Origin of the sequence: Rhizobium sp. X9 (assembly GCF_018873185.1) — a bacterium.
In the GTDB taxonomy this organism is placed as follows: Bacteria; Pseudomonadota; Alphaproteobacteria; order Rhizobiales; family Rhizobiaceae; genus Agrobacterium; species Agrobacterium oryzihabitans.
Genome location: NZ_CP071311.1, coordinates 2,047,206 through 2,061,938 on the forward strand (window position 1 = coordinate 2,047,206; position 14,733 = coordinate 2,061,938).

The 14,733-nt window shown below is 59.8% G+C and carries 10 protein-coding genes; 3 read left to right on the plus strand and 7 right to left on the minus strand.

Annotated features, from left to right (window positions below):
• Positions 1 to 179: 179 nt before the first annotated feature.
• The 4 genes from JZY08_RS10065 to JZY08_RS10080 are packed head-to-tail and all read right to left on the minus strand — an operon-like array spanning position 180 to position 3,648.
• Entirely contained in the window at positions 180 to 1,028 is an 849-nt protein-coding gene (locus JZY08_RS10065) for a phosphatase PAP2 family protein (RefSeq protein WP_003494663.1), read from the minus strand.
• On the minus strand, positions 1,018 to 2,526 hold the full coding sequence (locus JZY08_RS10070) for a glycosyltransferase family 39 protein (RefSeq protein WP_216330055.1): 1,509 nt from the start codon (positions 2,524 to 2,526) through the stop codon (positions 1,018 to 1,020). Before JZY08_RS10070 ends, JZY08_RS10065 begins: the two co-directional genes overlap by 11 nt.
• Positions 2,501 to 2,788: a lipid-A-disaccharide synthase N-terminal domain-containing protein gene (locus tag JZY08_RS10075; RefSeq protein WP_003494659.1), complete on the minus strand. Its 288-nt coding sequence runs from the start codon at positions 2,786 to 2,788 to the stop codon at positions 2,501 to 2,503. Before JZY08_RS10075 ends, JZY08_RS10070 begins: the two co-directional genes overlap by 26 nt.
• A 20-nt stretch (positions 2,789 to 2,808) precedes the next feature.
• Positions 2,809 to 3,648 (minus strand): glycosyltransferase family 2 protein, encoded by an 840-nt coding sequence (locus JZY08_RS10080; protein WP_216331540.1) that lies wholly within the window; start codon positions 3,646 to 3,648, stop codon positions 2,809 to 2,811.
• A gap of 190 nt (positions 3,649 to 3,838) precedes the next feature.
• Here JZY08_RS10080 and JZY08_RS10085 point away from each other — a divergent pair, with 190 nt between their 5' ends.
• Positions 3,839 to 6,100, plus strand: coding sequence for a methyl-accepting chemotaxis protein (locus JZY08_RS10085; protein ID WP_216330056.1), 2,262 nt, complete (start codon positions 3,839 to 3,841; stop codon positions 6,098 to 6,100).
• A 185-nt stretch (positions 6,101 to 6,285) separates the two neighbouring features.
• On the opposite strand, the gene adh is transcribed toward JZY08_RS10085, so the two are convergent.
• From adh to JZY08_RS10100, 3 genes are all read right to left on the minus strand, one after another.
• Positions 6,286 to 7,803 (minus strand): aldehyde dehydrogenase, encoded by a 1,518-nt coding sequence (gene adh / locus JZY08_RS10090; protein ID WP_216330057.1) that lies wholly within the window; start codon positions 7,801 to 7,803, stop codon positions 6,286 to 6,288.
• Between the two features lie 226 nt (positions 7,804 to 8,029).
• Positions 8,030 to 8,989, minus strand: a complete 960-nt coding sequence (locus tag JZY08_RS10095; RefSeq protein ID WP_216331541.1) for a helix-turn-helix domain-containing protein — start codon at positions 8,987 to 8,989, stop codon at positions 8,030 to 8,032.
• 108 nt (positions 8,990 to 9,097) lie between these two features.
• Positions 9,098 to 11,179 carry a bifunctional diguanylate cyclase/phosphodiesterase gene (locus tag JZY08_RS10100; RefSeq protein WP_216331542.1) on the minus strand — a complete coding sequence of 694 codons (2,082 nt, stop codon included), beginning with the start codon at positions 11,177 to 11,179 and terminating at the stop codon, positions 9,098 to 9,100.
• Positions 11,180 to 11,484: 305 nt separating this feature from the next.
• On the opposite strand from JZY08_RS10100, the gene JZY08_RS10105 reads away from it, so the two are divergent.
• Together JZY08_RS10105 and JZY08_RS10110 are read left to right on the plus strand one after the other, a co-directional pair.
• Complete coding sequence (locus tag JZY08_RS10105) at positions 11,485 to 12,093, plus strand: 50S ribosomal protein L25/general stress protein Ctc (RefSeq protein WP_004430287.1); 609 nt, start codon at positions 11,485 to 11,487, stop codon at positions 12,091 to 12,093.
• Positions 12,094 to 12,333: 240 nt separating this feature from the next.
• Positions 12,334 to 14,721, plus strand: coding sequence for a bifunctional diguanylate cyclase/phosphodiesterase (locus JZY08_RS10110; RefSeq protein WP_216330058.1), 2,388 nt, complete (start codon positions 12,334 to 12,336; stop codon positions 14,719 to 14,721).
• The last annotated feature ends 12 nt before the right edge of the window (positions 14,722 to 14,733 follow it).

A 14,733-nucleotide genomic window follows, 5' to 3' on the forward strand; every position in this document is an offset into this window, starting at 1 on the left:
CCCCGGATTTAATCCGGGGTTCAGCGCGATCAAGTCCTTGATCGCAAAAGACTGGTTTCTCGCGGCTCAGACACGCCATGGCTGAATGCCGGTTCAAGACCGGCGTGACGAGAAGAGAGCCTACCACTTTACCAGCAATCTCGGCCCCCGCAGAGATCGCACAATTCATTCCGCACCGCTCAGGACGATGCCGTACCCGCATCCGGTGGCCGTTGCAGGCGTGTGGCGGCAGCCTTGATTTTCGGCCACCAGCGCCGGGCGCGGGCACGCACGGCATGGCTGCCATTGCGCCACAAGCTGATCGCATCGGCCGTGACCGCATCGCCGGTAAACACCTGGCGGTGACGGGAGATCGCCAGCGCCTTGTAAAGAAACAGCGTCGTCAGGGCGGAAAACAGAACCGACATTACCACATCGCTGAGGAAATGCCCGCCGGCCGCGATACGCAAGCCGGACATGAGGATGATGGCGCCAGCAGCGCTACCGCCCATGACGACACGCCCGCGCCATTGCAGGCGGTGCCAGAGAAGCACGCAGAGCGGCAGGAAAAAACTCGCGATGAGCGCGGTTTCGCCTGAAGAAAACGAACAGTTCGAATAACACTGCGTGCTGAACTGGAAAGGCGGCGTGAAAAGCTGCTGCCCGCCGAAATCGCTGACGCTGAATGGCCTCGCGCGGCCGATATTGGCTTTCAACACCCCGTTCACCAGCAGTCCGGCGCAGAGAACCACAGGCCCGCAGAGGAACGCCCAGACGCGCCAGCCCGTGCGCTGCAAGGAGCCCAGCCGGATGTTGCCGATAAAGACGATGAAGGCAAGCAGAGTGGCCAGTTCCGTCAACTCGCGCAATGTGTCGCGCAGCCATTCGGGAAGCGGCTCCCGGCCCGACCACAAACGCCCCTCGGGGGAAAAGAACAGCGAGGAAACCCAGAGATCGACGGAGGGGAAGGTCGCAAACAGGATGACGAGCGCCAATGTGGCGAATGTCACCCAGATCGTGATCCGCATATGCGCAAGATCATTGTCCATTGGCGACCCCCGGAATGCATTGCGGCGGCAGGCGCCAGATCCCGATTTCCCTGCCCTCCAGAAAGCCCGGCCCGGCGACCCAGCGGGAAAGCGGCGTTTCGCCGGCAAGGCAGGACGGCAGGGCATCCGCAATTGCCAGATACACCGGGTTTTTCGCCTCGCCTGATTTGAGCGGATAAAGAAGCGCATAGTGGCTGGAAGGAACGCCGGTTTCCGGCAGCGCCCGAAGCAAGACCTGCTTCTCGTCCCGCAACTGATAAAAAAGCTCGGCCAGAATGGAACGATCGGAAGCGACAATGGCATCTGCACCGGCTTCCTGCGCCCGCGCAAAGCCTGTCGACACCAGCTCCGAGCGGCCAAGATAACGCTTCATCGCCAACTCGCCGCTCGGCAGACGCAGTTCCGTTCCGGCAATCGTCATCATGGGCAGGGCGATGGCAACGATGCCGCCGAGCACAAGGGTGGAAACGGTGAGCCAGCGCCGGGATGCCAGCACCGGCACCGCCAGAAGCACGCCCGCCGCATAGGCTCCCACCGCCCAATTGGCGAGTGCCCGCGACATCAGCCCCTGCGCCGTGATCAGCAGCACGATCGGCACCGACAGCGCGACCAGCGCCCGGGCTTCGGCGGTTTTCGCACGGAACGTCGCGATGATCATGGCGACAAAAACGAAGGGGCCGACAACGCCCGCCTGCGAGAAGAAGAACTCGAGCGCCGGACCGATTTTCAGTTGGATACCATGCCAATTCGCATTATCGGCCGTGTGCCGGGCCGTCATGAAATCGTGCGCCGCGTTCCACCACAGATTGGGAGCAATGACGGCGGCACAGACCACGAGGGCGATCGCGGCGTCACGCAGGCGTATGCGCCAGCCCACGCAAAGCCAGCCGGCGGCGATGAAGCAGGGCAGAAAATAGATCATCGCATATTTCGACATCAGCCCGAGGCCGAAACAGAGACCGAGCGCAACGCTCCATAGCACCGCCGCCTTGCCTTCGGCGCGTGCAAGCGCCAGCTTGCGCACTGAGATCATCGAGAGCGCGATGAACATCATCATCGGCGTATCGGTGGAGATCAGCAGGCTCCCAAGCGTCACGGCCGGCAACGTCAGATAGATGACGGCGGCCAGTGCGGCGAGCCTGCTATCATAGATCATGCGCCCGAGAGCAAGGATTGCCACCGCTGCTGCGCCATGCACCACGGGTGCTGCCAGCCGCACCTGAAAGGTGCCCTCGCCGCCGCCCAGAATGCTGGCGGCGCGAATGAGCCAGCCGATCAGCGGCGGTTTGGAATAGGCGCCGAAGGCCATCTCCCGGCCCCATAGCCAATATTGCGCCTCATCGACGAAAAGATCGGTTCGGTTGAAGGCAAGCCCAAGGATGCGCAGCAGCGTCACAAGCACGATTGCCGCAAGCGCAAGTGTCATCCACTGGCGCTGCTCGCTTACCTGCACATGGGGCAACGCCGCCGCATCACGCATGCTGGCGGCGTTCTGCATGGATCAACCAGAGATTACGGGCATAGATGAAGAGGCCGGACGCCTGCCCCATGACGAAAACCGGGTCACGGCGCCAGATGGCATAGGACAAGAGCACCAGACCGCCGAGAACGGAGAAATACCAGAAGGCCACTGGTATGACCGAACGGTTCGCCCGTTCCGACGAAATCCATTGAACCAGAAAACGCATGGTGAACAGCATCTGACCCATGAAGCCGATGCAGACCCAGAGAAATTCCTTCCAGCTGTCCACATGCAGCATGGACCATAAGGCCGGTGTATTCACGGCGATGTCTCCGTTTTGAAGGTTTCAGCCCAGCTTGCCCGCTTGCGCCGGCGCAACAGCCAGGCAACGCCGATCAGATCGTGGATGCCGACAAGCGCGCGGCCGATATTGGTGTAATGGGAATTGCCATGCAGGCGCGCCCGATGCGTGACGTCGACATGGGCCACCTGCCAGCCGTCGCGGTTGAACAGCGCCGGGAAATAGCGGTGGTGATGATCGAAATAAGGTAAGGCAAGATAGGCGTCGCGACGGAAGGCCTTGAGGCCGCAGCCGGTGTCCCGCGTGCCGTCCTTCAATATCCGCGCCCTCAAACCATTGGCGAAGCGGGAGGAAAGACGTTTTCCAAGCGTATCGCGCCGGCCGACGCGCTGGCCGGCCACCAGTCCGAGGCGGCCCGAGGCACCAGCGGCCAGAAGGGGCGCGAGAAGCGCCGGCAGATTGTCCGGCGGGTTCTGGCCGTCGCCATCCAGCATGCAGATGATCGGCGCCCGCGCCGCCTGCACACCGCTATGGATTGCCGCCGATTGCCCGCCCTGACGGTCGTGCCTGACCAGCCGCAGCATGGGATAACGCCCGCCAAGTGAAAGTGCGACATCCGCCGTACGGTCGGAGGAGGCGTCGTCCACCACGATGATCTCAAACCGGCCAACGGGCTGACAGGCCGCAACGATCTCCGCGACAAGCGTTTCGACGCTCGCTTCTTCATTGTGCATGGGCACGACAACGGCGAAATCCGGGGTCGATCTCACAGGGGCTCCGTCATATCCGTCTGCGCGTGTGCCGCAAACATCGTCGATAGTGGCAGGAGAAGGAGCGCGAAAAGCTTGCATGAATATGAACAGCCGTTGAACTTCGCACGGTATGCGCCCGTTCTATTGCAGTTTTATTACGGTTTACTGTGCGGCAGCGAGGGGCGATTTTCTCGCGGTATGCGGGAAATAATCATACAATTCTCGAGCGCTTTAACGCGACCGTAAACAATTGTTGCGACCCTGCGGCCACGTTTTTTTGGGGGGAGGAAACAGGATGCCGGGTGTAAATCCGACTGCTGTCAAAGCTAAATCATTGTCAATCAAGGCCAAATTTGCAGCGCTCGTCACGGGCGCAACGCTGGTTTCATGCCTGGCCGTGGGGCTGTTGTCCTATGAGATGGGCAAGTCTGGCCTGATCGACGCAAGCGAAATCAGGCTCGAAACGGTTGCGGGAAACCAGTCCAAGCAGCTTGATGCCTATACGCTGCGCGTAGAACAAAGCATTTCAGAACTGTCGCAAAATGCCGCGATCGCACAGGCGCTGGAAACCATGACCAACGTCGTGCCGACGGAAAAGGATGCGATCATCCAGGCTTTCCGCCGCGAAGGCGTATCCGAGGAAGAGCGCGCCTCCTTCAACGGCGAAGGATTGCGGCTGCTCTACGCCATCCGCCACGCGACGATCAACGCGGCCATTGCCAGCGTCTGGCGCAACACCCGGGTCAGCGACATCTATGTGATCGACAAGACCGGTCTCATTATCTATTCCGTGACCAAGGGCAAAAACTTCCTGACCAATGTGACGGAACCGCAAAACAGCGCGATCAAGGAATTGTTCGATCGCATCGAAGCCGGCAAGGACGGCGTCGTCAGCAACACCGGGTTCAGCAGTGGCAATGATTCGGCCATGATCGGCATGCCGCTCGCGGTCTCGAACTGGGGCCAGCTGCAGCGCAAGGGCGCTGTCATCATGCGCATTTCGCCCGACCGCATTGGCGCGGTGGTGACGCCCGAGGAGACAGGCAAGTCCATCGACGACGCCGTTCTTCTGAGCGCCGAGGGCAAACTCAGGGCGGGCGTGCTCTCGGGCGGGACGGATGCCGCCGTTTCCGAAAGCCTCGTGGCCCTTTCGAACACCAGCGAAGCCGGAACGGTTATGGCGCAGACGCCTGCCGGCAACATCTTTTACGCCTATCGCCCGGTCTCCGTCTTCGGACAGAAGCATCTTCTCGCGATCGGCCAGCAGGAGAGCAAGGTTCTCGCCGCCGCCAACGATCTGGCCTTCTGGGCAACGCTTGCGACACTGGCGGTCCTTGCCATCATGACGCTCATCGGTATTTTCGTTTCCGCCAGCCTGACCAAGCCGCTGACCGGCCTTGCCGGGCTGATGGAACGTCTGAACGGCGGTGAAAACGATATCGAGATCAAGGCGGTTTCCCGCGGCGACGAGATCGGCACCATGGCGCGCGCGCTGGAATCCTTCCGCCAGGGCATTCTCGACAAGCAGCACATGGAAGCCGAGTCCCATCGCAAGAGCGAGGAACTGGACGAAGAACGCGCCCAGCGTGAAATGGAAAAGGCCAGAAGCGCTCAGGAGCTGGAAGAGGCCGTCGACGCCCTTGCAACCGGTCTAGCCAATCTTGCGGCCGGCAGGCTCGATCTGCGCATCGAAAAGTCCTTCGTGCCGTCGCTCGACCATCTGCGCATCGACTTCAACAACTCCATCGCGGGGCTGGATGCAACGATCTCCAGCATCGGCGAGAGCGCCAATGCCATCCGCTCCGGCTCCGGTGAGCTGAAAAGCGCATCGGAAGATCTGTCGCGGCGCACGGAACGCCAGGCTGCGGCACTTGAAGAAGCGGCTGCCGCACTCGGAGACATGACGCAGGCCGTCAATGTCTCCCTGTCACGCTGCAACGTCGCCGTCGAGGCAACGGCGGGCACGATGCAGGACGCCCATAAATCCACGGCCGTCGTGAAAGAAGCGATCGTCGCCATGGAGCGCATCGAAACGTCGTCGGCGAAGATCCGCCAGATCATCGACGTCATCGACCAGATCGCCTTCCAGACCAATCTTTTGGCGCTGAATGCCGGTGTGGAAGCCGCCCGCGCCGGCGAAGCCGGAAAGGGCTTTGCGGTGGTGGCGCAGGAAGTGCGCGAACTCGCCCAGAAATCGGCGGCCGCTGCGCGTGACATCACGACGCTGATCGCCACGTCCGCAGGCGACGTGGAAAGCGGCGTGGCGCTGGTGCTGAAGACCGGCGAAAGCCTCGAGCAGATCCAGAAGCGCATCCAGTCGGTCAACGACCAGATCGGCGAAATCGCCACCGCGTCGCGCGAACAGTCCGGCCGCCTCAGCGAAATCAATGCCTCCGTCAACGAACTCGACCATGTCACCCAGCAGAATGCGGCGATGGTCGAGGAAACGACGGCGGCGGCCTTCTCGCTGGCGAACGAGGCGGATGGCCTGACCGAGCAGGTGGGACAATTCTCGGTGGGTGAAGCCCGACAGCGGGACCAGCGCTACGCGGCCTGATCGGCACAAAAAGAGCGAGGATGACGGAGGAGAAGTTTTCCGCTCCCCGTCATCAAAAAGGCCGGAGGCAAAACCTCCGGCCTTTTATTTTGCCTGAAAACCCGATCCGGGCTCCCAGGGGCCGAAGCCCCTGGGAACACGCCGGCTTGATCATGATAATCCGTCGCCGGCTTCCGGGGAGGAACTCAGAAGAAGCCGACCTTGTTCGGGCTGTAGGACACGAGCAGGTTCTTGGTCTGCTGGTAGTGATCGAGCATCATCTTGTGGGTCTCACGACCGATGCCCGACTGCTTGTAACCGCCGAAAGCGGCACCCGCCGGATAGACGTGATAGCAATTGGTCCACACGCGGCCCGCCTCGATGCCCCTGCCCGCCCGATAGGCGACATTGGTATCGCGGCTCCACACGCCTGCACCCAGACCGTAAACCGTGTCATTGGCGATTTCGAGCGCTTCCTCAACCGTCTTGAAGGTGGTGACGGAAACAACCGGGCCGAAGATTTCCTCCTGGAAAATCCGCATCTTGTTGTTGCCTTCGAACACAGTCGGCTGGATGTAATAGCCATCCTTCAGGTCGCCCGTGAGCGTCTTGCGGTCACCGCCGGTCAGAACCTTGGCACCTTCCTTCTTGCCGATATCGAGATAGCTCATGATCTTGTCGAACTGTTCCTGCGAAGCCTGTGCGCCAAGCATGGTCGACGGATTGAGCGGGTCGTCCTGGCTGATGGCCTGAACGCGCTTGATGGCCTTTTCCATGAAGCGGTCGTAGATCGATTCATGCACCAGCGCACGTGACGGGCATGTGCAGACCTCGCCCTGGTTGAGCGCGAAGAAGGCGAAACCTTCGAGCGCCTTGTCGAGGAAGGCGTCGTCTTCGTTCATCACATCGGCAAAGAAGATGTTTGGCGATTTGCCGCCCAGCTCCAGCGTGATGTTGGTGACGTTGTCAGCCGCATAACGCATGATTTCCTTGCCGACCGAGGTAGAGCCGGTGAAGGCGATCTTGGCGATGCGATTGCTCTGCGCCAGCGGCTTGCCGGCTTCAAGACCGGTACCATTGACGATGTTGAGAACGCCGGGCGGCAGGAGATCTTCGATAAGCTCCATGACAACCAGAATGGAGGCAGGCGTCTGTTCGGCCGGCTTCAGCACGACGCAATTGCCGGCGGCAAGAGCGGGCGCGAGTTTCCAGGCGGCCATCAGGATCGGGAAGTTCCACGGTATGATCTGGCCGACAACGCCGAGCGGTTCATGGAAATGATAGGCAACCGTGTCGTTGTCGATTTCGCCGATCGTGCCTTCCTGTGCGCGGATGCAGCCCGCGAAATAACGGAAATGATCGATCGTCAGCGGAATATCCGCATTGGTGGTTTCACGCAGCGGCTTGCCGTTATCCCAGGTTTCGGCCCGCGCGATGAGGTCGAGATTATCCTCGATGCGCTGGGCGATCCTGAGCAGGATGTTGGAGCGTTCCGTTACACTCGTCTTGCCCCATTTTTCGCGTGCCTTGTGGGCCGCATCCAGTGCTAGCTCGATATCGACCGCATCGGAACGCGGAACCTCGCAGATCTTGTGACCCGTCACCGGTGAAAGATTGTCCATGTAGCGGCCGGATTTCGGTTCCACCCACTTGCCGCCGATATAGTTGCCGTATTTCAGCTTGAAGGGCGCTTCGCCGGCTTTCTGCTGAACCTGAATATTCATGATTTCATCCTCCCTGATGAAAACGGTCCGCGACGGACCGCATGGGAGGAAGGTGGGCCTAGATGGCAACGGCGGGTAGTGGGGCGGCGTGGTTCCGCATCGCACATTGTCTCACATCTGCGACAAACCCGCGCGACAGATTGGTCTGGCAGCCAATCGAGCCGTTTTTCGCCTGAAATGATGCTCGAATTCGGCCAGAGCCCTCTATTTCAAGGGTTCTGCACTCTCAATGCACGGCAAGCTTCTTCATCTTGCGGTGAAGTGTGGCCCGGCTGATGCCGAGCAGGGATGCGGCCTGCGTGACATTGCCATTCGTGCGCGAAAGAACGCGGCGCAACGCCGAACGCTCCGCTTCCGCAAGGTCGGAACCGCCGTCGTGGCGCTGTTCCTGCAGAATATCGGCGGCAGGCACCCCCTGCGCGATGGCATGGTCATCGAGCTTCAGCGCAAGACGTGCCGCACGTGTTGCCCCCAGAACGAGATCGTCCTGATCCACGGCAAGCAGCGAAAGGGCAGCACCAAAGTTCGTCGGCACCACGACGATGCGCGCACCGGGAAAGGCACGACGGAAAAGATTGCCCTCAATGCGTTGCGCCGCATCCCTCACCGCCTGGGTGACGAAGGAGAAGGTCATCTCGTTGATGTCGTCACGGCACGTGGAAATATCGAGCGCGCCCGTCACTCTGCCGGTATGGTCGCGGATAGGTGCGGTGGTGCAGCAAAGCTCGGTATTCGATGTGAAGAAGTGCTGATCGCGATAGACCACCACCGAGCGCTCGTCGACGAGCGCCGTGCCGATACCGTTGGTGCCGACGCTCGCCTCGCTCCAGACAGCGCCGGACCAGAGTCCGAGCGCGCGAAAATCACGGTCGTCGCCGGCGGCACCCCGGCGTTCCAGCGCAACGCCCTGCGCATCGGTCAAAAGCAGGCAGCAGCCGGACTTGCCGACGCTGTGAAAAATACGGTCGAGTTCATCAGTGCTTTCGGCGATCAGGCCGGCCGCACTTTCGCGGGCGCGGCGAAATTCGAACTCGCTCAAGAAGATGGGCTTGCGATTTTCTTCGGGCGCAAGGCGATGCTTGACCATGCAGCGGCGCCATGAGGCGATGATCGGGGAACTTGCGGCTGCGGAACGCTGGCGTGCTGTTTCATACACGCGTTCTGCATGGGCGATGTCTGTCGGCATTCGCTCCTCCCAAAGCTTTTCGGCGATGGTGCGCTGGAAGCGTTCACGTTTCAACTAAAAACTTCGCGACCATTACTCCCCGGCGCAACCGCGGGCTGCGCCGGACGATCAGACAGCCTTGAAGTAACGCCGGCCGGCTGCGATTTCCGGCTCGTCATCCACCGTCAGGAAGGTGTCGTCAACGAGATTGGCGATAGAGGTCAAGGGCCCCGGCCGGCCAAAGAAGAAGCCCTGCACTTGCAGGCAACCTTCGCGACGCAGGAATTCGATATGGGCCTTGGTCTCCACCCCTTCCGCCAGCACCGGGATATTGAGGCTGTGCGCGAGAATGAGCGTCGAGCGGACAATTGCCTCCGACTGCACGTTGGTCGACAGGCCATCGATGAAGGCACGGTCGATCTTGATCTTGTCGAAAGGGAAGCTTTGCAGGGTGGACAGGGAAGAATAGCCTGTGCCGTAGTCATCCATGGCGATCTTGACGCCGAGCGCCTTGAGTTTGCGGATGGTGACGAGCGCGTGGCGATGGTCGGCGATAATGCTGCCTTCCGTGATTTCCAGTTCGAGCCTTTCCGGCGCAAGCCCCGTATCAGCGAGAATTCTCTCGACCTTTTCGGGGAAATCATTGTCCGCAAGCTGCTGCGGCGCGACATTGACGGCGATGGAAAGCGATTTCTTCCAGAGAGCCGCCTGCGCGCAGGCTTCCCGCAGAACCCACTCGCCCAGGTCAACGATGAATCCGGTCTGTTCGGCGATCGGAATGAATTCGGCAGGTGATACCATGCCGCGCTCCGGTCGGTTCCAGCGCAAAAGCGCCTCGAAACCGACAATGCTGCCGCTTCTGGTGTCGTTCTGCTGCTGATAATAAAGCTCGAATTCGTTATTGGCGAGGCCGCTGCGCATGGCGATCGCAAGGACGTTGCGCTCGCGGGCGGCCTCATCCATGGATTTGTCGTAAAAGCAGATCGTATCCGACGTCCCGCTTTTTGCGCGGTACATGGCGACGTCGGCCTGCGCCATCAGCGTATCGGCGTCAATGGCGCTGGTGTTGCGCACCGATATGCCAACGCTCGCCCCCACGCAGAATGTCTGCCCGCTCCATTCGACCGGCCTGCTGATCTGCTCGATCAGACGTTGGGCAAATTCCGCACCGTCGGCGCGGGTATAATAGGAATGGGTCATCGCCACGAACTCGTCGCCGCCCATGCGCGCCAGAAATTCTCCGGCTTTCAGTACGGAACTCGCCCGGTCGGCAATGGCGCGCAGCACGGCATCGCCCGCCGCATGACCATGCACGTCGTTGATCTCCTTGAAACGGTCGAGATCGATCGACAGAAGTGCGGTATGCGCACCCATGGAAACATGACGCGTGCGGCGATTGAGATGCTCGATAAAGGCCGCCCGGTTGGGAATGCCCGTCAGCGGATCATGCAGCGAAAGGTGGCGATAGCGAGCAACAGCCTGCTGGGTGGACTGGGCATCGATGACATAGGTGGAAAGTCCGAGCGCCAGCAACAGCAGCGTGACTGCAATGGCCCCCCCACCCATGACGGCCGGCGGCAGAAGATTTTCCGAAATGACGATGCGCGGATCAAACGCGAACGACATCGAGGCCATGCCGGTATAATGCATCGAGGCGATGGCGAGGATGAGGAAGGTGACCGCGCTGTACTGGCAGAACCAGTTGACCGGGCGTGCGACACGATTGATCGCAACAGCGCCCAGCACCGCACCCAGCACCAGCGAGGCGATGACATAGGCCTGGTTCCAGAAAATCATGCCCTGAACATTGTAGGCAGCCATGCCGGTATAATGCATGGCGGCAATGCCGAGGCCGAGTATCATCCCGCCCGCTTCCACCAGCACGCTACGTCCGCCATAGGCGGAAATGCCGAAACCGGCGGTCGTGGTCACAATGGCGATGAGCAGCGACAGTCCCGTCAGATAGGGGTCGTAACCCACATCACCGGCAGCGACATAACCCAGCATCGCCACGAAATGGGTCGTCCATATCGCCGCGCCGCCATTCACACCCGCCAGAAACAGCCAGTTGATCTTCTGTACCCCCGTTGCCAGACGCGCCCTCGAAAAAAGGCGCATCGTAACGAAGCTTCCGAGCATGCAGACGAAGACCGCTGCGGCGGTATATCGATAGTCGTGATCGACGGCGAGGCATTGCAGAACTTTGAGCATTGTCATCTACACAATTGGAATTCCGGAACGCTTTATCATTTGCCAAGTTTGCAGCCGGTTTATATGCATGGATAAGCATAGATTAAAACTTTCACCGCCTGCTTGAATTAGAATAATCTAATTAAATCAAAGCATGATATTCCGGTGAAGACGCGGCCCTTGTCTTTATGTCCCGTTTGTATTATAGCGCCCGCACCCGTGTAGACACCCTTGGAGGCAACGCGGGCGGGATGGCTTTCAAGCCTCTCCAGTTCAGGCCGCTCTGTTTGGCGTGAACTCTCCATATAACCTCGAAAGGAATTGCCATGAGCAAAGAATCGTATGAGCTCAAGGCCGAGGCGCGCGAACGAGTTGGTAAGGGGTCCTCTCGTGAACTTCGCCGCAACGGTTTGATTCCCGCTGTCATCTATGGTGACAAGCAGGCCCCCATTTCCATCGCCCTGTCGACCAACGAAGTCACCAAGCGTATCCACGCCGGCGGTTTCATGACGACGGTTGCGATCATCGACGTCGACGGCAAGAAGATCAAGGTTCTCCCGAAGGACTACCAGCTTGATCCGGTCCGCGACTTCACCATGCATGTCGACTTCCTGCGCGTTTCGGGCAACACGCTCGTCAACGTTGAAGTTCCGGTTCACTTCGTCAACGAAGAAAAGTCGGACATCAAGATCGGCGGCGTTCTGAACATCGTTCGCCACACGGTGGAATTCCACTGCCCGGCCAACGACATTCCGGAGTTCATCACGGTTGATCTCGCTGGTCTGAAGATCGGCGACAACGTTCACATTTCGAATGTGAAGCTGCCGAAGAACATCACGCCTGTCATCGCTGACCGTGACTTCACGATCGCAACGATCGTCGCTCCGGCTGGCGGCGTTGCAGAAGAAACGACCGAAGAAGCTTCCGAGGAATAATCGGCGGCCGCAAGGCCCGACAGCTTTGAATATTGAAGCCCGTTCCGTTTTCGGAACGGGCTTTTTAGTTTTTATGAACTTTAAAGACAGAAACCCTTCTGCCCCGCACATGATGCCGGGCCTGTTTCAGCGTCGATTAACAATTCCATGAAACGATGCCCCTGCGTTTTCGTAAAACCACCGGACGGGTGGCAAAACGGGACGCAGCAATTCAGGGGCAAAGGGTAACTGCAGTCGAACATGGCTCATTCCGTCGAAAGCCGCTTCATCGCGATTGTTTCCGGCGCACTTCTTACAGTGGTCGCTCCGCTATTCACGCTTTTGCTGACGCTCTCCTATCATGAGGCAGTTCGCAGCCAGCGTAATCATCTTGAAATCCTGCTGTCGACAAATTCTCAGGCGCTTGCCCGTCCCCTATGGGATCTCGACGACGACACGATAAACCAGATTACCGGAACCCTCGTTTCCGACCCCATGATCAAGATGGTCGAGGTCAAGGATACCTCCGGCCAGCTCGATATCGTCCAGACAGCCGGCAGCGACATCATTCAGGATGCCTCTTCGACGATACGCGAAGTGACCTACAAGACCACGAAGGGGTCCGTTACGGTCGGGCAACTGACGATCTATTATGACGACGTCAGCCTGCTGACATCCCTCAGCCGCACCGAATTGTCCTTCATCACGATTTTCATCCTCGCCATTGTCACCATGGTTCTTGCGGCCATCGCCGGCAACCGTTTCATGGTCATCCGCCCGCTGATGCGGCTCACGGCCGCCATAGAGGCGACACGACGTCTAGGCTCGCGCCACCATGTCGACTGGCGGTCCAAGGACGAGATCGGTCGGCTGGCCAAAAGCTTCAACGAGATGCAGACCCAGCTCGAAAAGGAAGAGCTGGAGATCAAGAACGCCCATGAGCGGAAGACCGAAATCTACAACCGCACGCCCGCCATGCTGTTCTCGCTCGACAGGCACGACCGGATTGCCGCCGTCAGCGACTACTGGGTGCAGGCGACCGGTTACGACCGGGCGAAAATACTCGGCCTGAATTTCGTCGATCTCATCCACCCGGATGATCGCCCCCTGTTCCAGAGGCGTAAGGCAGCCCAGCAGTCGCCGGACGCGCCGCATACGGGCATCACCGTTCGCTTCCATTGCATGGATGGCGATGCCATGGACGCCCTCATCCTCGAAAAAGCCCTCGATTCCGGCGATGCCACGCAGCAGAGCACCTGCCTCTGCGTCATGACGGATGTGACCGAACTGCGCCAGTCGGAAAAACGTAACCGTCAGCAGGCCATTTCCGATCATCTGACCGGTCTTTTCAATCGCCAGGGCTTCGAGGCAATCCTCGACCTGCAGATCCGCGACGCGGACAAAAACGACAGCGAACTGGCGTGCCTGTTCATCGACCTCGACCGGTTCAAGGCCATCAACGACAATCTCGGCCATGCGGCGGGCGATGCGGTACTCCGCGAATTCACGATGAAACTCGAACCCCTGCTGACGCCGCTGGACAGCGCGTCACGTCTGGGCGGCGATGAATTCGCCATTCTGCTTGCCGGTGACAAGGTGGAAGAGCGCGCCCTGCAATTCTGCGAGCGCATCTGCACCATGCTGGACACGCCCTTCGAGATCGAAAACAACAGCATCCGTCTCAGCGCCAGCATCGGCATGGCGATTTACCCTCTGCACGCCTCCAGTGCCTCCGAGCTGCTGCAGAATGCCGACATGGCCATGTATAACCGCAAAAGAACGGGCAGGAACGGCTCGCAGATTTTCGACAGTTCGATCATGGACCGGGCGCGCGAACATGCGGAGCTGGAACGGGATATCGCGCAGGCGCTTTCCGAAAACTGGTTCGAGGCGTATTTCCAGCCTATTCAGGATCTTGCAAGCGGCAGGACGGCCGGTTTCGAGGCGCTTTTGCGTCTCAACCATCCGGAAAAAGGTCTGCTCTCCCCCGCCGCCATCATCAGCCTTGCGGAAGAAAACGGCACCATCAATCGCATCGGCAATGTCATCCTTGATCAGTCGATTGCCAATCTTGCCAGGCTGTCGCTCCTGCCCGGCATGGAGCACACCTATGTGGCGGTGAATTTTTCGCCGCTGCAGTTCGAACCGGGATTGCCGACGCGGATCGCCGGCGTGCTGCATCGACACGGCATTCTTCCCAAACGGCTGGTCATCGAGATAACCGAAGCCGTCATCATGAAGGACGACCCGCAAATCCGGGCGATCCTCAACGCCATTCATCAGCTAGGCTGCCGCATCGCGCTGGACGATTTCGGCACGGGTTATTCCTCGCTCAGCTATCTCAGCCGTTTTCCGGTCGATATAGTCAAGATCGACCAGTCCTTCACCCGCTCCATCTGCGACGACGCGATTGAGATAAGGCAGCGCAACCGCATGCTGGTCGAGGGCATTGCCGCCATTTCCCACAAGATGAACTGCGCCGTTATCGCCGAGGGCGTCGAGACGGCAGAGCAGAAGGAACTTCTGACGGAGATCGGTGCGGATTACGGACAGGGCTATCTCTTTGCACGCCCGCAACCCATCGAAAGACTGATGGACGCATTGGACGCGGCTTCGGAAGCAAGCCGCCCCGTGGCGCGGCAAGCGTGAGCCGGTGGGAGC